This is a genomic window from Paenibacillus tianmuensis (genome assembly GCF_900100345.1).
Classification (GTDB): Bacteria; Bacillota; Bacilli; order Paenibacillales; family NBRC-103111; genus Paenibacillus_G; species Paenibacillus_G tianmuensis.
Genome location: NZ_FMTT01000032.1, coordinates 25635 through 45430 on the forward strand (window position 1 = coordinate 25635; position 19796 = coordinate 45430).

General features: G+C 54.6%; 14 protein-coding genes and 2 pseudogenes. 15 read left to right on the plus strand and 1 reads right to left on the minus strand.

The window, feature by feature from the left end:
* Positions 1-305 precede the first annotated feature (305 nt).
* The 9 genes and pseudogenes from BLO51_RS18995 to BLO51_RS19035 all read left to right on the plus strand — a co-directional run bounded on the left by BLO51_RS18995 (position 306) and on the right by BLO51_RS19035 (position 11395).
* On the plus strand, positions 306-1571 hold the full coding sequence (locus BLO51_RS18995; protein ID WP_090674374.1) for a class I SAM-dependent methyltransferase: 1266 nt from the start codon (positions 306-308) through the stop codon (positions 1569-1571).
* A 3-nt stretch (positions 1572-1574) separates the two neighbouring features.
* Entirely contained in the window at positions 1575-4160 is a 2586-nt protein-coding gene (locus tag BLO51_RS19000) for a metallophosphoesterase (RefSeq protein WP_090674376.1), read from the plus strand.
* Positions 4161-4326: 166 nt separating this feature from the next.
* The gene (locus tag BLO51_RS19005) at positions 4327-5217 is read left to right on the plus strand and encodes an Rpn family recombination-promoting nuclease/putative transposase (RefSeq protein ID WP_090674377.1); all 891 of its coding nucleotides are present in this window, start codon (positions 4327-4329) and stop codon (positions 5215-5217) included.
* Positions 5218-5397: 180 nt separating this feature from the next.
* Positions 5398-6298 (plus strand): annotated as a pseudogene (locus BLO51_RS31240) (Rpn family recombination-promoting nuclease/putative transposase).
* 210 nt (positions 6299-6508) lie between these two features.
* Positions 6509-6943, plus strand: a pseudogene (locus BLO51_RS30445) (DIP1984 family protein).
* Between the two features lie 737 nt (positions 6944-7680).
* Positions 7681-8796 carry a slipin family protein gene (locus BLO51_RS19020; RefSeq protein ID WP_090674379.1) on the plus strand — a complete coding sequence of 372 codons (1116 nt, stop codon included), beginning with the start codon at positions 7681-7683 and terminating at the stop codon, positions 8794-8796.
* Between the two features lie 286 nt (positions 8797-9082).
* Positions 9083-9805 (plus strand): amino acid ABC transporter ATP-binding protein, encoded by a 723-nt coding sequence (locus BLO51_RS19025; protein ID WP_090674381.1) that lies wholly within the window; start codon positions 9083-9085, stop codon positions 9803-9805.
* A gap of 41 nt (positions 9806-9846) precedes the next feature.
* A complete protein-coding gene (locus tag BLO51_RS19030) occupies positions 9847-10650 on the plus strand; it encodes an ABC transporter substrate-binding protein (RefSeq protein ID WP_090674382.1) in 804 nt (267 codons plus the stop codon).
* A gap of 28 nt (positions 10651-10678) precedes the next feature.
* Complete coding sequence (locus BLO51_RS19035; RefSeq protein ID WP_090674384.1) at positions 10679-11395, plus strand: amino acid ABC transporter permease; 717 nt, start codon at positions 10679-10681, stop codon at positions 11393-11395.
* On the opposite strand, the gene BLO51_RS19040 is transcribed toward BLO51_RS19035, so the two are convergent.
* Positions 11362-13017 (minus strand): PucR family transcriptional regulator, encoded by a 1656-nt coding sequence (locus BLO51_RS19040; protein ID WP_090674386.1) that lies wholly within the window; start codon positions 13015-13017, stop codon positions 11362-11364. The genes BLO51_RS19035 and BLO51_RS19040 overlap by 34 nt on opposite strands.
* Positions 13018-13214: 197 nt before the next feature.
* On the opposite strand from BLO51_RS19040, the gene BLO51_RS19045 reads away from it, so the two are divergent.
* The 6 genes from BLO51_RS19045 to BLO51_RS19070 are packed head-to-tail and all read left to right on the plus strand — an operon-like array spanning position 13215 to position 19721.
* Positions 13215-14480: a Glu/Leu/Phe/Val family dehydrogenase gene (locus BLO51_RS19045; protein WP_090674388.1), complete on the plus strand. Its 1266-nt coding sequence runs from the start codon at positions 13215-13217 to the stop codon at positions 14478-14480.
* A 25-nt stretch (positions 14481-14505) separates the two neighbouring features.
* Positions 14506-15870 (plus strand): aspartate aminotransferase family protein, encoded by a 1365-nt coding sequence (locus BLO51_RS19050; protein WP_090674390.1) that lies wholly within the window; start codon positions 14506-14508, stop codon positions 15868-15870.
* A gap of 11 nt (positions 15871-15881) precedes the next feature.
* On the plus strand, positions 15882-16577 hold the full coding sequence (locus BLO51_RS19055) for a CoA transferase subunit A (RefSeq protein ID WP_090674392.1): 696 nt from the start codon (positions 15882-15884) through the stop codon (positions 16575-16577).
* Complete coding sequence (locus tag BLO51_RS19060; RefSeq protein WP_090674394.1) at positions 16562-17227, plus strand: CoA transferase subunit B; 666 nt, start codon at positions 16562-16564, stop codon at positions 17225-17227. The genes BLO51_RS19055 and BLO51_RS19060 overlap by 16 nt, the downstream gene beginning before the upstream one ends.
* Before the next feature lie 14 nt (positions 17228-17241).
* Positions 17242-18426: a thiolase family protein gene (locus BLO51_RS19065; protein WP_090674395.1), complete on the plus strand. Its 1185-nt coding sequence runs from the start codon at positions 17242-17244 to the stop codon at positions 18424-18426.
* A 17-nt stretch (positions 18427-18443) separates the two neighbouring features.
* On the plus strand, positions 18444-19721 hold the full coding sequence (locus BLO51_RS19070; protein WP_090674397.1) for a peptidase: 1278 nt from the start codon (positions 18444-18446) through the stop codon (positions 19719-19721).
* Positions 19722-19796 lie beyond the last annotated feature (75 nt).

Consider the following 19796-nt stretch of genomic DNA (forward strand, 5'->3'; position numbering starts at 1 on the left):
ATGGACCGCCGCTTATGATTTCACTAACTATTTTTATTATCAAAGGAGGTCGGATGAGGGTGCTTAAGGGTCAAAAGTATGATTACAGTTCCAATAATGACAAGTGCAATACCTTTCATCAACAGCATATGCACAAGCGCACCCTCATCGGCCTTCCCGGTCTGTCTTTAAGTGAAGCTTTATGCCGACTCCAAGCCAGTTGACATCAGGCTCGTTTATCCAATCCGGCCATGGACCTCTGAGTCCGTGGTCTTTTTTGTGCTTACCGCGACCGGTCACAATTTCATTCCAAGGGGAAGATGCAGATGGCGATCATTCAAGTGAGATCCACCAACCCGAAGCTTTCGTTTATCATCAAAAAAAATCCGGAGTCCGGCATGATTCTCCGTTCGATCCGCAAGGGGATGGCCTACGGCTGGTATACGGACGACTTTACCTACAACGTGTACTTTAAGGATGCGGACAATGAGATTTCCTATAAGCAGCATGAGCATGAGGATTTTGAATATTTGAACGTATCCCGCTATAACACGCCGTTATTTCCGCTGAACGCGCTGAACGAGTTTTTCTCTGCGCCGCTGAAAGCGCAGGACGAGCGGGACGTCGAAGGATACGAGCATTCGTTCCATATCAACATGATCCATATCGAGCTGGTGCGCTACATCGAGTTTTTTGAGAAGCATCTGACCGATTTTACGTTTGAGCTTAAGCATCACGCTCACAAAAGCTACTCGCTCACGATTACAACGCGCAAAAGCCTGCATCAACTGCTGCATGTCGTCAGTGTGCTGTGCCTGTTCCTTTCCATGTTCGGCAACGAAAACATCGATATTTCCGACAGCATTCTGGACAAATACATTAAGAGCATTCAAGCGATTGACGCGCCGTTCTACATTCGCAGCTTGTTTGTGCGGAATTTCTTGTCCTCCAAGGAACGGTTCAAAAAATACAAAGGCGAGCTTGAGAAAACAAGCCGGTACGCGATCCGGTTCGATTACGGAGGTACCGCTCTTCAACGAAGAAACTATATCGCCGGCGCCTTGCCTTTTAATAAATCGATTCTGGACGTTGGCTGTGGAGAAGGCTTCTATGCGCTTCCTTTTGCCTCGAAAATCGAGGGCAGCTACTATGCTGTTGATATCGACGAACAGCTGCTGGAATCCGTCAGCCGCAAGGCTCAAGCACGGGAGCTCGACAACCTGATTACGTTTCGTTCGATCGATCATTTCTTGGAGGAATACAACGGCGAGCAGGTCGATGTCATCCTGACGGAGGTTATCGAGCATATGAGTCAGGACGAGGCCAAGGCGCTGATTGAACGGATCTGCAAGCAGGTGAATTTTGAGCATTTTATTATTACGACGCCGAATTCGGACTTTAATCCGTTCTACGACTTAAGCGGGTTCCGACACGACGACCACAAGTGGGAGATGGGGCAGCAGGAGTTCCAAGAGTGGTTTCTGGAGATCATCGGGGAAACGAGCCTGCACTATGAATTCGTCTCCGTCGGTGACGGGGTCAACAACATCCAGACGACGCAAGGCGTCATTCTTAAGAAAAAGGGGGCCTAGCCAATGGAGATCCAAACGAGGGTTCATACCATTTTTATGATGATCGGATCGACGGAATGCGGGAAAACGACATTCGCCAACGAAGTGCTGATTCCCGGGCTGCGGTTCGAGGATGAGTCGAAACATTTTAAAGCCAACATCCAATATCTGTCTTCCGACAGTATCCGCCAAGAGGTTCTAGGCTTTGCTTACGATAAATACGATCAAATGATGCTGGAGGCGAGCGGGCAGGCGTTCCATCTGTTGTTCGAGAAGCTGAAGATGGTGACCTCGTATCCCGTCAATGCGGAATTCGTGATCGTGGATACGACCGGATTGTCGGAGGACTTCCGGGCGAAGGTTCGCGAGATTGCCCATGAGAATAACTACAACCTGGAGGTTATCCTGTTCGATTACCGCAAGCGAGAGGATTACTACGCCTCGGAGCGGTCGAAGAAGCTGATCACCAGCCACATTAACCGGCTGCGCAAAGATGTTCTCGGTTCGCTGGCCAAGGAAAAGTACGCCAAAATTCATAAGGTGCGCGCCAAAGATTTTTATTCGGTAACGGAGCAGCGGGCCAATCCCGATTACACAGTCGTCATTGAAGATCAAGAGGAGTATCTGTCGACCATTCTCCCGCAGGATCAAAAGGTGATTATCGTTGGCGACGTTCACGAGTGTGTGGATGCGCTGCAAGGTCTGCTGCTGAGCTACGGCTACCAGATCGAAGCGGGGAAACTGGTATTAACGGATAAAGTGCGGAATACGAAGGTGCTGTTAGCCGGCGACTGGATCGATAAGGGGAAACGCACAAGAGAGATCGTGGAGTTTTTGTACGACAATCAGGAGCATTTCTTATTCGTCCTCGGGAATCATGAGAATTTCGTCTATAAATATTTGCGAGGCGAAATTCAGGGCGTCGATTCGGAGCTTCTTCGCACGTATTTCGACTCGACGGAAGTACTGCGCAGCGATTCGGAGCTGCTGGAGAAATTTAATCGTCTCGTTTCCATCTCGAAGCCGTTTTACCGGTCGATCGGCACCAGAGGGCCATCCTTCTACGTGACCCATGCGCCGTGCCGGAACAAATATATCGGAAAGCTGGATGCAAATTCGATGCGTCATCAGCGCAGCTTCCGCATCAACCGGGAGGCGCCGCTGGAGGAGCAGCTGGATTTTCTTACCGAGGAGGCAGTGAAAAATCATCCGTACCACGTGTTCGGGCACATTGCGGCGAAGCAGGCGTTCCGCATCAAAAGCAAGCTTCACCTCGATACGGGATGTGTGCACGGGAACGCGCTGACTTCGGTCAGCATTACGTTCAAGCCTTTCTTTAAAGCCCACAAGTCCGGGCAAGCAGTCATGACGGACGAGCTTCCGACCCTGTTCCGCGAAGAGAAAAAAGTATCCGTACAGGAGCTGGGCGACGAGGAAATTCGCAGACTGCGCTATGTATCGCGCAATAAGATCAACTTTATCTCGGGAACGATGTCCCCGGCCGATAAGGACGTGGCCGCAGGCGAGCTGGAGTCTTTGCAGCGCGGCTTGGATTATTTTGCCGAACGCGGTGTCTGTCAGGTGGTGCTGCAGCCGAAATATATGGGCTCCCGCTGCAACATTTATTTGCATAAGGACCGGGAGCGGTGCTTTGCCGTCAGCCGGAACGGGTACAAGATCAATCAGGTGGATCTGACCGGCATTTACGAGCGGCTGCTGCAAAAATTCGGCGGCTACATGGAGCAGAATGGCGTCGCCGTGATGCTTTTGGACGGAGAGCTGCTGCCATGGAAAGCGCTCGGGGACGGACTGATCGAGCGGCAGTTCAAGCCGATCGGGAAGGCATTGGAGAGCGAGTTGGATTTTCTGAAGCGAAACGGTTTTGAACAAGCTTTTGGCAAGCTGACGGAGGAGTACCGTGCCAGCGGGTTTGAAAAGGACCAATTCCACCTCTCCAAAGCCGCCCTGAGCGACAAATACGGGGCAAGCGTGTATCAAAATTATAAATATGTCCATAACATTTTGGAAACCTACGTGCCGCTGGAGGAACATGAGGCCGCCTATGAAACGTATAAGAAGCAATTGGAGCTGTATGCGGGGGACGGAGAGCTGGAGTACAAGCCTTTTGCCTTGTTGAAAGTGGTGTATGTCAGCGGCGAGGAGCTGTTGCCAGATTGGAGCACTTCGGAGATGTACCGTTTTCTGTCGGACGACGAGTTTGTTGTGCTGGATCTGTCCGAGCCGGAAAGCCGCGGGAAGGCGGAGCAGTTCTTCGCGACGTTAACCGTCGGGAACCATATGGAAGGCGTCGTGATCAAGCCGGAGGTCATGGAAGACCGCTCGGTCCCGTATCTGAAGGTCCGCAATCCGGAGTATTTATCGATCATCTACGGATACGATTACCGGTTCCCGCATAAGTACGGCAAGCTCATGAAGCAGAAAAACATTCACTCGAAGCTGCGCACCTCTATGAACGAATATAGGCTCGGCAGCAAGATGCTGTCCGTGAGGTTCGATGAAATCGCGCCGGACCATGAGACGTATAACGAAATCGTCGCCAACCTGCTGTTTGAAGTGGCCCGGGAGAAAGAAATCGATCCCAGGCTGTAAGGGAAGGAGCGGGCTGCATAAAGCTTGCTTGACCGGAGGACCTTGGCGCGTGTTGAGGGCATTCCTTGCAGTCGTAGGCGGCTCACCTGTCTACGGTCTGCCCCTTTTGTGGTATAATGGAAGTAGAAAACTGAGGCGAAAAGCAAGCCGTTGGAGCTGAGAACAAATGACCGAACTGCTGGAACCGTCCGTTGATTTCGTGTTTAAACAAATCTTTGGCAGCGAAGAAAATAAGGACGAAGTGCTGTTGAATTTCCTGAACGAAGCGCTGCGGGAAACCGAGCCGAAGCCGTTTGTCAGCCTGACCTTGCTTAACCCACAGCTGGATAAAAATGCGCTGACCGACAAACAGGCCATTCTCGATGTCCGCGCCCAGAACGAAGACGGCAAACAGGTGAATCTGGAAATCCAGGTCAGCAATAAATACGACATGCCGAAGCGTAGCTTATACTACGCGGCGAAGATGTACGAGGAGCAGTTAGGGGAAGGCCAGTTCTACAAAAGCTTGAAGAAGGTCATCTCGATCAATATCCTGACCTTCAATCAAATCGCGAACGATCGGTTCCACAATATCTATCACCTGCGAGAAGACCATACGAGCGAGCTGCTGCTTGACGATATCGAAATTCATTTTATGGAGCTGCCGAAGCTCAGTTTGAAGCCACAAAAGATGGACGATCGGCTGGTGAACTGGCTGATGTTCATCGACGGCGCACCAAAAGAGCGATGGGAGGATCTTGCGATGGATACACCGGGACTGAAAAAGGCGATGACAACGCTGGAATTTTTAAGCCAGAACAAGGAAGCGCGGGCGCTGTACGAGATGCGGAAAAAGGCGCTGCTCGACGAGCAGTCCGCGCTGGACTATGCGGAATCGCGGGGCAGGGTGGAAGGAAGACTTGAGGGCAAATTGGAAGGGAAGCTGGAAGGAAAGCTGGAAGGAAAGTTGGAGATTGCGGCAAGTATGTTGCAAAAAGGCTTGCCTGTCTCTCTGATTGCCGAAGTAACGGGCTTATCAGAGACGGAGATTGCAGTGTTGAATAAAAGACTGCATTAGAATCCCGAATTCGTTTCCCTAGATGACAAGATCGGAGCCGTAGCTCTGGTCTTCTTTTTATAATGTCGTGAACGAGGTTTGAGGAAGAACAAGCAGGTACCGAACTACGGTCTGCTCCTTTTGTGGTATAATGGAAGTAGAAAACTGAGGCGAAAAGCAAGTCGTTGGAGCTGAGAGCAAATGACCGAACTGCTGGAACCGTCCGTTGATTTCGTGTTTAAACAAATCTTCGGCAGCGAAGAAAATAAGGACGAAGTGCTGTTGAATTTCCTGAACGAAGCGCTGCGGGAAACCGAGCCGAAGCCGTTTGTCAGCCTGACCTTGCTTAACCCGCAGCTTGATAAAAATGCGCTGACCGACAAGCAGGCCATTCTCGATGTCCGCGCCCAGAACGAAGACGGCAAACAGGTGAATCTGGAAATCCAGGTCAGCAATAAATTCGAGCCGAAGCGTAGCTTATACTACGCGGCGAAGATGTACGAGGAGCAATTGGGAGAAGGGCAGTTCTACAAAAGCTTGAAGAAGGTCATCTCGATCAATATCCTAACCTTCAACCAAATCGCGAACGATCGGTTCCACAATATCTATCACTTGCGGGAAGACCATACGGGCGAACTGCTGCTTGACGATATCGAAATTCATTTTATGGAGCTGCCGAAGCTTAATTTGAAGCCGCATAAAATGGACGATCGGCTGGTGAACTGGCTGATGTTCATTGACAGCGCACCCAAAGAGCAGCGTATGCTTCCGAAGCGAGTTTGCTAAAGCAAACTTTGAGGAGGATCTTGCGATGGATACACCGGGACTGAAAAAGGCGATGACGACGCTGGAATTTTTAAGCCAGAACAAGGAAGCGCGTGCATTGTACGAGATGCGCAAAAAAGCGCTGCTTGACGAGCAGTCCGCGCTGGATTATGCGGAATCGCGGGGCAGGGCGGAAGGAAAGCTTGAGGGAAAAACAGAAAGAGACAAGGAGATTGCGGCAAGTATGCTGCAAAAAGGCTTGCCCGTCTCTTTGATTGCCGAAGTAACGGGTTTATCAGAGACGGAGATTGAAGCTTTGAATAAAAAACTGCATTAGAATCCCGAATTCGTTTCCCTAGATGACAAGATCGGAGCCGTATTTCCGGTCTTTTTTTTATTTAATGAAAAACTTCCCAATCGTCGTAATACTTTCGCCATGTTCGTTTCGCCGCAAATCAGCGAAGATAAGATACATAAGGTGTTGCCAACCATAAAGATAAAAATTCAATACCTAAAGGTGATAACGATGAAATTAGCCGAAGCTTTAATGAATAGAGCCGATTGCCAAAAGCGCATCGAACAATTGAAAGTCCGCCTGAACCGTAGTGCCAAGGTGCAGGAAGGAGAGCATCCGCCGGAGGAACCGAAAGAGTTGTTCCAAAAAATGAACGACACGCTGTAAGAGCTGGAGTCCTTGATGACCGCGATCAACCGGACGAACGCCCAAACGGTGCTGCACGACGGGGTTGCGCTTGCCGATGCTTTGGCTAAGCGTGATATTCTGGCGATGCGCCGAACGATGATCCAAGAGGTCATCAATGCCGCGGCCGTGAAGCAGGACCGCTATAGCAGGTCGGAAGTGAAATTCATTCCGACGGTCCATATTGCCGAACTGCAAACGCAGGTCGACCAGCACTCGAAAGCTTACCGGGAGCTGGATACGGGTATTCAGGAAATGAACTGGAAAACCGAACTGCTGTAAGCAACGAATATCAGAGTTAGTTGGTAGCCTTTTGTCTGAAGGCGAGCACCACCCGCCAACTGGGCAAGTTGGACTCCTTGGTGGATGTGAGGGGCCATGTCCGCAGGTTCGATTCCTGCATTAACGATTGAAGCCCAGAACATCTTACAAGAGTACCAATTCTTGTGATTGTAACGACCGGGTGCTGGTTCAGACAAAGCGGCGAGGGTGGGAACGGGGAACTAACGGTGATACGCGTCTGAGACGCTCTATCATACATTTAGGTTGATGTACGGAGGCGTACCAAGGCTGGGATTTCCTACAGTTCCGCAGTGCTCGCGCATCCTATGTGCTGGTATCCTGTACGGCCGATCCGGCATAAACTTGCCATTTATTTTGGGTTCGAATCCCAAATCGTGTGGGACGATTACGCTCCGTGGGGAGCACTCGAATGAAAATCGAGCGAAAATGACATGCTGTGACTTTCAAAGGAATCCTCAGTGGCTTCCAAAGCACACTGCGGCCGGGCTTTGCAATCCGCGGATACCGGACGAAGAAACCGGCGCGACCGCTAAGGAGAAAGCGAACGGGAGAACGGCTGCAATGGAGCCGATCCGAAGTTCGTCAGCTTCGAAGCCGGAAGCCCCGGCTCCTCCGTTCTTAAGCGGGATTCCGTCAGGGGCGCAGGAGGGTTCCTTTCGCAGGTCACCAACCAAGGAAAGGCAGCTTAGCGATGAGCTGATGAAGGAGGGTTTACCATGTTTAAAAAAGTAACGATTCAAACCGACGAGCGTGGCTTGCTGTTCCGCAAAGGAAGCTACGATAAATATTTGCAGCCCGGCACGTACCGCCTCTCGCCTTTTTCCGACGAGACGGTCGTGATTCTGGATATCACGAAGCCTTTTGCGGTGGAGGGGAAGGACTTGCAGCTGTTCCTGCACGATGACCAGCTCTTGCGGGAGCTGGATGTCATCGAAGTGCAGGACCACGAATATGTGCTGCATTACGAGGACGGCAAATTCGCCGCGCTGCTGACGGCCGGAAGATATGTGTTCTGGAACATGTTGAAGAAGCACGCCTATGTTCGGGTGGATATTCGCCAGCCCGAGCTGCCTGCGGAGGTCGATCTGGCGGTCCGGCCCAAGCTGATGGGGTATTGCCAGACGTTCGAGGTGAACAGCTATGAATCGGGTATGCTGTTCTATAACCATGTGATGCAAAAAGAGCTCAAGCCCGGCAAATATTATTTCTGGAAAGGGCCTACCGCCGTCACCGTGAAGACCGTTGACCTGCGCCAGCAGCAAATGGATATGACCGGTCAAGAGATGATGACCGAGGACAAAGTGACCTTGCGGCTCAATTTCGTGTGCCAGTACAAAATCGTGAACCCTCTGCGCGCTCTGGAGATCAAATCGTTCGAGGATCAGATGTATATCCAACTGCAGCTCATTTTGCGCGAGTACATCGGCACCTTGAAGCTGGACGATCTGCTGAAAATGAAGCAGGAAATCGCGGCGTTTGTGCTGACCCGGTTGAACGAGAAGAGCCAGGATTACGGCGTTGCCTTCGTATCGGCCGGCGTGAAGGATATTATCCTGCCCGGCGATATCAAGGACATCTTGAACACGGTGCTCCTTGCCGAGAAGAAAGCTCAAGCCAACCTGATCACTCGCCGCGAGGAAACGGCATCGACGCGCAGCCTGCTCAATACCGCGAAGCTGATGGACGAAAACCAGACGCTGTACCGGTTGAAGGAGCTGGAGTTCCTGGAAAAAATCTGCGAGAAGATCGGCTCGATCTCGCTCACCGGCGGCGGCAACCTGCTGGAGCAGCTGAATTCGCTGCTGGGAGAGAAGAGCACAGGAAAAGTGTAATCGATAAGTTATTACGGGTCGCCTCGGCGGCCCTCTTTTTATGCCCGGAGGGGCTTATTTTTGCTCCTTTCCAGCGGTTTCCACAGCAATCGGCCCTTGAAATCGGGTATGATTTATATACATGGCGTATAAAAAGAGGGAAGCTTTTTTCATACTGTCGGCGAATAGATTGTAAGCGGTTTCTATATTACGATTTAATCAGGTAAACTTTTGAGGACCAAGCTGCAAGTTTAAAAGAATGCGCTTTCTTCCGCACCATAGACCACTCCCGTAAGGAGGTTACTTCATGATTCAAGTGAACACCTTGGTCAAGTCATTCGGCTCCGTTAACGTCCTGAGAGGTATCAATTTAAACGTACGGGAAAAAGAAGTCGTCGTCATGCTCGGCGCGAGCGGTTCGGGCAAAAGCACGCTGCTGCGATGTCTGAACTTCCTCGAAATTTATGACGACGGGGAAATTTATATTTTCGGCGAGAAGCGAGATCCTCACAAGTCGAACCTGAATCAGATCCGGCAAGAGGTCGGCATGGTGTTTCAGCATTTTAATCTGTTTCCCCATAAAACGGTACTGGAGAACGTGATCGAAGCTCCGATCCATGTGAAGAAGATCAAAAGGAAAACGGCCATCGACACCGCCTACGACTTGCTGGACAAGGTGGGGCTGAAGGATAAGGCGCACGATTATCCCGGCATGCTGTCCGGCGGGCAGAAGCAGCGCGTCGCCATCGCCCGGGCGCTCGCCATGGCGCCGAGAGTGATGCTGTTCGACGAGCCGACCTCGGCTCTGGACCCCGAGCTTGTCGGCGAGGTGCTCCAAGTGATGAAGCAGCTGGCCAAGGAAGGCATGACGATGATCGTCGTCACCCATGAGATGGGCTTCGCCCGCGAGGTAGCAGACCGGGTCGTTTTCATGAGCGACGGAAAAATATTGGAGGAAGCCCATCCCGAACAATTTTTTGTTAACCCACAGACGGAACGGGCTCAGCAGTTTTTGCGCAGCATCCTTTAAAAGCAATGCAACCTAAGACCAACTTACAGGAGGAATGTGTGATGAAAAAAGGGTTGATCGTTTCCTTGTTGTCGATGCTGGTAGGGGGTATGCTGCTCGCCGGTTGCGCTTCGACAGGCAACACCCCGTCTGCGGCTTCGGCCGACGGTAAAGATTCCGGACAATTGAAAGCGTTTCATTTTGCAATGAGCGGGCTGTACAAGCCTTTCAACTACAAGGAAAACGGCAATCTGATCGGCTTTGACGTCGAATTCGGGAGCGAGCTGGCTAAGAAAATGGGCGTGAAGGCCGAGCCGGTCACGAACCCGTGGGAAACGATCATTCCCGGTCTTCTCTCGAAAAAATACGATGCGATTCTGGGCAGTATGGCGATTACGCCGGAACGCCAGAAGACAGTCAACTTCACGACGCCTTACTACCGGTCGGGCGCGCAAATCTTCGTTGCCAAGTCGAATGAGACGATCAAATCCGCGAACGATCTGAAAGGCAAGAAGATCGGCGTGCTGAAAGCAAGCTTATTCAAAAGTCTAGCCGTCGAACGGACGGATGCGGGCAACATTACCGAGTACGATAGCGATCTGACGGCGCTGCTGGATCTGCCGACGGGACGAGTGGATGCGGTCATTACGGATGACTTGGTCGGCTTCCGCATGATCAAGGAAAGCGCTACGGCGATCAAGGCCGTAGGGGAGCCGCTGACAATGCAGGAAATGGGAATTGCGGTCCGCAAGGAGGATCAGGCCCTGCTGGATCAATTGAACAAGGCCATTGACGAAATGGTCAAGGATGGGACATACGACAAGCTGAGCGAGAAGTGGTTCGGCAAAAATATTTTGCAAAAGTAACGAAACGAAATTCAGATGAGGTGACCCGATGATCGAAATCTTGCTGTCCAGTTACGACGTGTTTCTGAAAGCGACCTGGTTGACCGTTCGCATAACGTTGGTTTCTCTTCTGCTTGGAAGCGTCATCGGTCTTGTATTTGCCTTTTTCCGGCTGTCGAAGAGCCGCGTCTTGAACGCCGTAGCGACATTCTACATTACGTTGATCCGCGGAACGCCGCTCATTATCCAGATCGCCGTGCTGTATTTCGGCATATCCAACATCATTTTGCTGTCGCAATTTTGGGCGGGGGTGCTCGCGCTGGCGATTCACGGCGGTGCGTACATCGCGGAAATTTTCCGCGGCGCGATTCAATCGATCGACCGCGGTCAGATGGAGGCGGCCCGCTCGCTCGGGATGACGTATCCGCAGGCGATGCGCAGAATTATTTTGCCGCAGGCGTTCAAAATCGCTATCCCTCCGCTCGGTAACCAGTTCATTCTGGGACTGAAGGAATCGTCGCTCGTCGCTTATGTCGGCATGTCGGATTTGTGGGGATCAGCGTTAAGCGAAGCGGCTGCGAACTTCAAACAGTTGGAGACGTACGTTGTGGCCGGGTTGTATTATTTGGCGCTGGTTATGCTCTTTACGTTTGTGGTAGGCAAGCTGGAAGCGAGACTCGACGTCAACGCGAAAGCGAAAAGCAGGGAAGCGAGCGCCAAGCCGCGCGCCCGCTACAGCTCCTCGGAAGAAACGGTCAGCTTGTAGGCCATGATCGCGATCTCCAGCTTCAAGCGGTTTTCCGACGATTGAAGATTGCGCCGGGTTTTCTTCTCGATCTGGTTCAGCCGGTATTTCAGCGTATGGCGGTGAATGAACAGCTCGGCCGCGGTCACGTGCAGGCTCTGGTTATGGTACAGGTACGTTTCCAGCGTTTGAAGCAGGTCAGTTCCCTGACGCTTGTTCTGCATCAAGGCTCCGAGCTGTTCCTCCGCAAACTGCTGCAAGTCTATGCCGAGCTCCTGCATTTGGATCAGGAAGTGGTACAGTCCCAGATCGTCATAATGGACGACGGACTTCGGCTTGTGCAGCAGCTTGGCGAAGACGAGAGCACGGTGCGCTTCCTGCGCGCTTTTGGCCAGGTCAGCCAGGTCAGTATAGCTTTTGCCGATGCCGATCCGCAGCGGGTATTCGGGATAGAACACGCTCCACTTGTCGGCGATGTCCCGCACGGACAGAAGCGAAGCTTCCTCTGCGGCTTCGGGAGCCATTCCTTTGCTTCCCGTTCCCATGAGGACGACGCAGCCGTCCAGCCGGTTGCGCAGCAGAAACTGGCGGTTATGCTTGCTCATCATCTGGTTCACGACCTGATACAGCCGGTCCAGCATGTTGTCCAGCGTACGGCGTTCGAGGTCGGGCGGAAGGTTCTCCACCTTGATTTGCAGCACGGCCTGACTGCCGCTCGGATCGAAGCCCAGCTTTTTCCCGCGCTCAATGACTTCGGCTTTATTGGTGAAATTTTTGCTTAATACTTGATCGAGAAATTCGCCTTGAAAACGGATTTCCGTATCCAGAATCGCTTTATGCCGCAGAAACTCGATCGCATACACAGTTGCCGCATGCTCGACCGCGATCTGGTCGATGTCTTTCCATCGCTCTTTATCCTTGATGGCCACAATCCAGCCGTAGTTCGTCTGATTCGCCATGACCGGATACAGCGATATTGTGTATTCGCTTTCATGATTCTGGAAGTGAAGAAGCTGCTGTTCAAAAGGCGGCAGCAACGGCTCGGAGAAGAGCAGGAGCCGATCTTGACCGGTCCGGCGGACCGCGTCATGAACGATCCGATCCGAGACGATGGAGGCATCCGCATCGAACAGTACGATGCTGCCCTCCGTCAGCCGCGACAGCGTTTCGGTGATCGCCTGGATTCCTTGGTTGTCCAAGACCAGACGGGTAAATTCCTTGTGGATATTGATTGAATGCTCGAACATGCGGAATTGGTTGTTGACGATCTGCTCCAGAATCGCCTTGGTAATGACCGAAAAGTTGATATCCGTCGGGATTTCCAGCAGCGGAAGGGCGGAGCGGTTCGCAATGTCGATGAACGATTGGGGAATTTCGCGCAAGTAAAACCCGGTGTACATCGCAACGCCGGACAGCTTCTTGTTGGACAGCAGCTTGTGGAACTGGTTCCGTTTCTCTTCGCTTTCCATCAGGCCGAAGCCGGTCGTAATCAGGAACTCGCCTTCCTGCAGCCGGTCGATGTCTTCGATGACTTCGACGATTGTGACCCATTTGATGATATTGTTCATGCCGTCGAATCCGGCGACCAATTTCGTCTGCGACATTACGGGCAGCTGAATCGCTTCTTGAATGCTAATTCCCATAGGAATGATCCCCTTTTCTGTGCGGATTGGCTTGAGTCAGTTATATCATGGCCCGAAACTTCGAGCAAGTTGGAATTTATACCTCATGTATAAAAAAGTGCGCTCATTTTGGATTCGTCGGTCGAATAGATCGAGCGCTTTAGCTGGTATAAACTACAAGTAATGGCAGCTATAACGCGTAGGCTGGAGGTGGAACGATGGCAGTCGAAACGGTACCGCATACGGAACAACCTGACGTTTTGGAGCAAACGCAGCAGCTCATCAAGAAAGCGCTGGAGCATATGGGCTGCGCAGAATCGTTCTACGAGCTGCTGAAGCGGCCCCTTCGCTTGATGACGGTTCGTATTCCTATACGTATGGACGACGGCTCCATCCGGGTCTTCACCGGGTACCGGGCCCAGCATAACGATGCGGTGGGGCCGACCAAGGGCGGCATCCGGTTTCATCTCGCGGTGACGCCGGAGGAAGTGACCGCTTTGTCGATGCGGATGAGCATCCAATGCGGCCTGACCGATCTCCCGTACGGCGGGGGCATGGGAGGCATCGAGTGCGATCTGCGCACGATGTCCGCCGCCGAGCTGGAGCGGCTGAGCCGGGAGTACGTCCGGGCAATCAGCCGGATCGTCGGCCCGACAAAGGATATTTTGGCCCCAGATATGTACACGAATGCGCAAATGATGGCTTGGATAATGGACGAGTACAGCCGTCTCCGCGAATTCGATTCGCCCGGCTTTATTACTAGCAAGCCGCTCGTGCTGGGCGGTTCGGCGGGCAGGGAGTCCTCGACGGTCAAAGGCGTGACGATCGTGCTGCGTGAAGCGGCGAAGGCGGCCGGCGTGCAGATTGGCGGCGCGAAGGTGATCGTTCAAGGGTTCGGCCATGCCGGAGGCTATCTGGCCAAGTTTCTGCACGACGCCGGAGCGAAGATTGTCGGGATTTCAGACGCCAGCGGCGCTCTGTACCACCCCGACGGCCTCGATGTCGATTATTTGCTGGAGAAACGGGATGCGTACGGCGCGGTCACTCATCTGTTCGCAAGCGCGATCTCCAACCGGGAGCTGCTTGCGCAAGCTTGCGACATTCTCATCCCGGCGGCCATTGAGAACCAGATTACGGAAGAGAATGCGGCCAACATTAAAGCGAACATCGTCGTCGAGGCGGCGAACGGACCGACGACCGCGAAGGCCACGGAAATTTTCGCCTCCCGAGGCGTGCTGCTCGTCCCCGACGTGCTGGCAAGCGCAGGCGGCGTTGTCGCTTCATACTTCGAGCGGGTTCAAAACAACCAGGGCTGCTACTGGTCCGAAGCGGAAGTTTATCGGAAGCTGGACCATGTTTTGGTCAAAGCCTTTCGCGAGGTCCATCAGATTGCGCTAGAGAGCAAGGTGGATATGAGGCTGGCCGCCTATATGGCAGGCCTCCGCAAAATGGCGGAAGCCATGCGCTGGAGAGGCTGGGTTTAACACAAGCGTAAAGAGGGGAACCGACATGACGGATACACATTTGATCAAGCCGATTCTGGACTACGACTATCCAACGGTGGCCAGCGGACAAGGAATTTACCTCTATGACACGGACGGCAAAACGTATATCGACGGCTGCTCCGGCGCGGTAACGGCCAGCATCGGCCACGGGGTGCCGGAAATCGTCGAGGCGATGAAGGCGCAGGCGGAAAAAGTATCGTTCGCGTACCGAGCCCAGTTTACGAGCGAACCGGCCGAAGAGCTTGCCCGCCGGTTAAGCGAATGGTCCGGAGGACGCTGGAACTGGTCCTTTTTCGTCAACAGCGGCTCGGAAGCGACGGAGACGGCGATGAAGATCGCGATCCAGCATTGGCAGGAGAAAGGCCGCGAACGCAAAAACCGCTTCATTTCCCGCTGGATGAGCTATCACGGCATCACGATGGGCGCCTTGTCCATGTCCGGCAATATTTTGCGGCGCAAGCGGTTTATCCCGCTGCTCGAAGATTATCCGTCCGTCTCCGCGCCGTACTGCTACCGGTGTCCGCTGAAGGAAGCGCATCCCGGCTGCGGCATGAAGTGCGCGCAGGAGCTGGAAACGTCGATTCTGCGCATCGGGCCGGAGCATATCGCCGGATTTATCGCGGAGCCGATCATCGGCGCTTCGGGAGGGGCGGTGACGCCGCCGGAGGGTTATTACCAGGAGATCAAGCGCATCTGCGACAAATACGATATCCTGTTCATCGTGGACGAGGTAATGACGGGGCTCGGCAGAACCGGCAAGAAGTTTGGTATCGAGCATTGGGAGGTCACCCCGGACATCGTCGCCTTGGGAAAAGGTATGAGCGCAGGCTACACGCCGATGGCGGCGACGCTGGTCAGCGACAAGGTGATGGAGCCGATTCTGCAAGGGTCCAAGTCGATCATGGCGGGACATACGTACAGCGCCAATCCGCAATCCGCTGCCGTCTGCCTGGCCGTGCTGGACTATATGGAAAAGCACGATCTGGTTCGCGCGGCCGAAGTGAACGGCGAGTATCTTCTCACCAAGCTGCACGAGATGGCCAAGCGGCTGGATATCGTAGGCGATGTGCGCGGCAAAGGGCTGCTGCTCGGACTGGAGTTCGTGCCGGATGTACGGACGAAGGGGATTTTCCCACTATCGCTCGGCGTGACGGCGCGGGTCATCAAGCGCGCTTTTGACAAAGGGCTGCTCGTGTACCCGGCATCGGGAGGCATCGACGGAGTGGCCGGAGACGTGATTATCGTCTCTCCGCCATTAATTATCACCCCGGAACAAATAGATAGCCTAGTAAGCATATTGGAAAAAAGTATTTTTGAAGTGCAAGAGGAACTTCGGGCGGAAGGCCATTTGAATAAAGCGGCGGTATAGGGGGGAAACGCATGGAGCTTGTAAAAAAGCGAAGCAAGGTCGCTGGGCTGGAGGACGCGCTTCAGCATATTCGCGACGGGATGACCCTGATGTACGGGGGCTTCGGAGGCGTGGGCAATCCTCCGTCATTGTGCCAAGGCATATTGGATAAAGGCGTGCGCGATCTTGTCCTGATCGGCAACGACTGCGCGTTCCCGGATATCGGGATCGGGCGGCTGGTCACGGCGGGCCGGGCCCGGAAAGTCATCGTCTCGCATATCGGCTCCAATCCGAACGCCGGCCGGCTTATGAACGAGGGCGCGCTGGAGGTCGAGTTTAGCCCGCAAGGGACGCTGGCCGAGCGCATCCGTGCCGGAGGCGTCGGGTTGGGCGGCATCTTCGTCGATGTCGGCATCGGCACGATTGCCGAAGAGGGCAAGCAGCAGATCGTGCTGGACGGCAAGCCGTATTTGATCGAGACGGCGCTGACCGCGGAGGTCAGCATCGTGCACGCGCAGAAGGCCGACCCATACGGCAACTTAATTTATGACAAAAGCGCCCGCAATTTCAATCCGTTCGTCGCGATGGCCGGAGATTACACCATTGCCGAGGTTGACGAAATCGTGCCGCTCGGCGAACTGGACCCGGAATGCATCGTCACCCCGGGGATTTATGTCGATATGGTCATACCGAGTCAAGGAGTGAACTGGACATGGGCGTGGGAGTAGAAGACAGCCGTTACCGGATCGCCCGGCGGGCGGCGCAGGAGATTCAAGACGGGATGCTCGTGAACCTCGGTATCGGGATTCCGACCTTGGTGGCCGATTATGTGCCGCCGGAGATCCAAGTGTTTTTTCACGCGGAGAATGGCATTCTGGGCACCGGTCCGAGCCCGGCCAAGGGGAGCGAAGATCCCGCGCTGTGCAATGCCGGAGGCTTTCCGGTGACTATCGTGCCGGGCGCATCGTATTTCGACAGCGCGACCGCGTTCGGGATCATTCGCCGCGGCTACGTAGATATCACGATTCTGGGCGCGCTCGAAGTGAGCCAGCACGGGGATTTGGCGAACTGGATCGTTCCCGGCAAACGGGTGCCCGGCATGGGCGGAGCGATGGAGCTGGCGCAAAAGTCGCGCAAGGTCATCGTCCTGATGAACCATACCAACAAACAGGGCGAGTCAAAAATATTGAAGCAGTGCTCGCTTCCGTTAACCGCGCCGCGCTGCGTGGACCTGATCATTACCGAAATGGCCGTGATGGAAGTGACGGACGAAGGACTTGTTTTGCGGGAAGTGATGGCCCCCTTCACAGCAGAAGATGTCATCCGGCAGACGGAAGCGGAATTGATCGTTCCGTCCGTGGTGTCCACGATTCAATAAGGGAGGCATCCGTGATGAATGAAGTCGTTATCGCGGCAGGGGTCCGCACGGCGGTCGGAGCCTTCGGCAAGTCGCTGCGGGATATGCCCGTCACCGAACTGGGACGTCAAGTGCTGACGGGCTTGATGGCGAAAACGGCGCTGCCGAAGGAAGAGGTGGGCGAAATTATTTTCGGCCACGGCTATGTGCACGGTGGGGGGCTCAATTCGGCGCGAATCAGCTCGCAGCAGGCGGGCTTCCCGCTGACGGTGCCGGGTCACGTCGTCATCAAAGCATGCGGCTCGGGCCTTAAGGCGATCACAAGCGCGGCGCTGGCGATTGCGGCGGGGCAAGAGGAAGCCGTCATTGCGGGCGGCGTGGAGAGCATGAGCAACGTGCCCTATTTGGTCCGAAACCGCTGGGGCACGAAGTTCGGCCATGTTGCAATGGAGGATGCGCTGCTCGCCGACGGGTTGATCTGCTCGCTTGGGAACGAGCATATGGGCATGACCGCGGAGCGATTAGCCGAACAGTACGGCATTTCACGGGAAGAGCAAGACCGGTTTGCCTTCGAAAGCCACCAGAAGGCGGCTGACGCCGTCCGCAGCGGGCGGTTCAAGGACGAAATCGTACCGCTGGAGCTGCAGGAACGGCAAGGCGTCCGGCTCTTCGACAGGGACGAGTCGCTGCGGGAAGATATCGAGCTGGCGAAGCTCGTCAAGCTGCCCGCCGTCTTCAAACAAGACGGCACCATTACCGCAGGCAACGCTTGCCCGATGAACGACGGCGCAGCCGCCGTGCTGCTGCTGTCCCGGAGCAAAGCGGAGCGGGCGGGCATCCAGCCGCTGCTCAAGGTCAAAGCGTTCGCCAGCGCCGGAGTCGATCCGGGCGTGATGGGCATCGGGCCGGTGCCCGCCGTCCATAAGGCGCTGCACAAGGCCGGGCTGACGCTCGACGACATCGGACTGATCGAGCTGAACGAGGCGTTCGCCGCACAAGCGCTGGCCGTGATCCGCGAGCTGAAGCTGAACCCGGAGCGGGTCAACGTCAACGGCGGCGCGATTGCGCTGGGGCATCCGGTAGGCGCGACCGGAGCGAAGCTGACCGTCACGCTAATGCACGAAATGCTGCGGTCTGGCGTGAAGTATGGCATGGTGACGCTGTGCATGGCCGGAGGCATGGGTATTGCGGTGATCTACGAGAACGTGAGTGAGGCGTAGAAATAAGGAGGAGGAACATGTCAGAGCTCCAAGCACGGATTAAGCAGTGGATGCGCACGAACAGCGAGGAAGGTATGGCCTTCCTGCAGCGGCTGGTGCAGGTGCCAAGCACGCAGGGCCATGAGGCGGCGGCGCAGGCTTTGGTCGCCGAAAAGCTGCGGCAGATGGGCTTAGAGGTGGACGTATGGGAGCTGGATGGGGAAGCTTTGAAGAAGCATCCGTACTTTTGCTCCTCGCGGCAGGATTTCGATAACTGCCCGAATGTGGTCGGCATTCTGCGCGGGTCCGGCGGCGGCAAGTCGATCATCCTGAACGGCCATATCGACGTCGTCCCGGAGGGAGAGCGCGAGCAGTGGTCGGACGATCCTTACAGCGGCGCGATCCGGGACGGCAGGATGTACGGCCGCGGCGTCACGGACATGAAAGGCGGCAACGTCTCCCTGCTGCTGGCGATCCAGACGATTCAAGGGCTGGGCCTCCGGCTGAAAGGCGACGTCATCTTTCAGAGCGTCGTCGAGGAGGAAAGCGGCGGGGCCGGTACGCTCGCGACCGTGATGCGGGGCTACCAGGCCGATGCGGCGATCATCCCGGAGCCGACGAATATGCGTATTTTCCCGAAGCAGCAGGGTTCGATGTGGTTCCGGGTCCAAGTGAAAGGCCGGGCGGCGCACGGCGGTACCCGGTATGAGGGAGTCAGCGCCATCGAGAAAAGCATGCTCGTCATCCGCCACATTCAAGCGCTGGAGGAACGGCGCAACGCCCGGATCACCGATCCGCTGTATCAAAATACGCCGATTCCGATCCCGATTAACATCGGGGTTATCCAAGGCGGCAACTGGCCGTCCTCGGTTCCCGATCTCGTCCGCTTGGAAGGACGGATGGGTGTCTCGCCCGAGGAAACGATCGAGGAAGCGAAGCTGGAGATGGAGCAGTGGCTGGAGCGGCTTGCCGAGCAGGACCCGTGGTTCAAGGAGCACGCTCCCGTCTTGGAATGGTTCGGCGCCCGTTGGATTCCCGGGTCGATGGACATGGAGCATGAGCTGATGCACACCTTGGCGGAGCAGTACTGCAAGGTCGCAGGAGCGGAGCCGGTGATCGAAGCGTCCCCGTGGGGAACCGACGGCGGCCTGCTGACCCAAGCAGGCAAGACGCCTGCTATCGTGTTCGGGCCGGGGGTTACGGAGGTCGCTCATTATCCCAACGAATATATCGAACTGGACAAAGTGACGGAAGCGGCGGAAATCATTGCTTTGACACTCATTCAGTGGTGCGGACTGGACGAAACGAACGGTTAAACCGGCGTTTTTTTACGGTAAGGTAAGGTAAGGGACCTCATCACTCATATGTATTTTAAGCCGAAAGGGGAACAA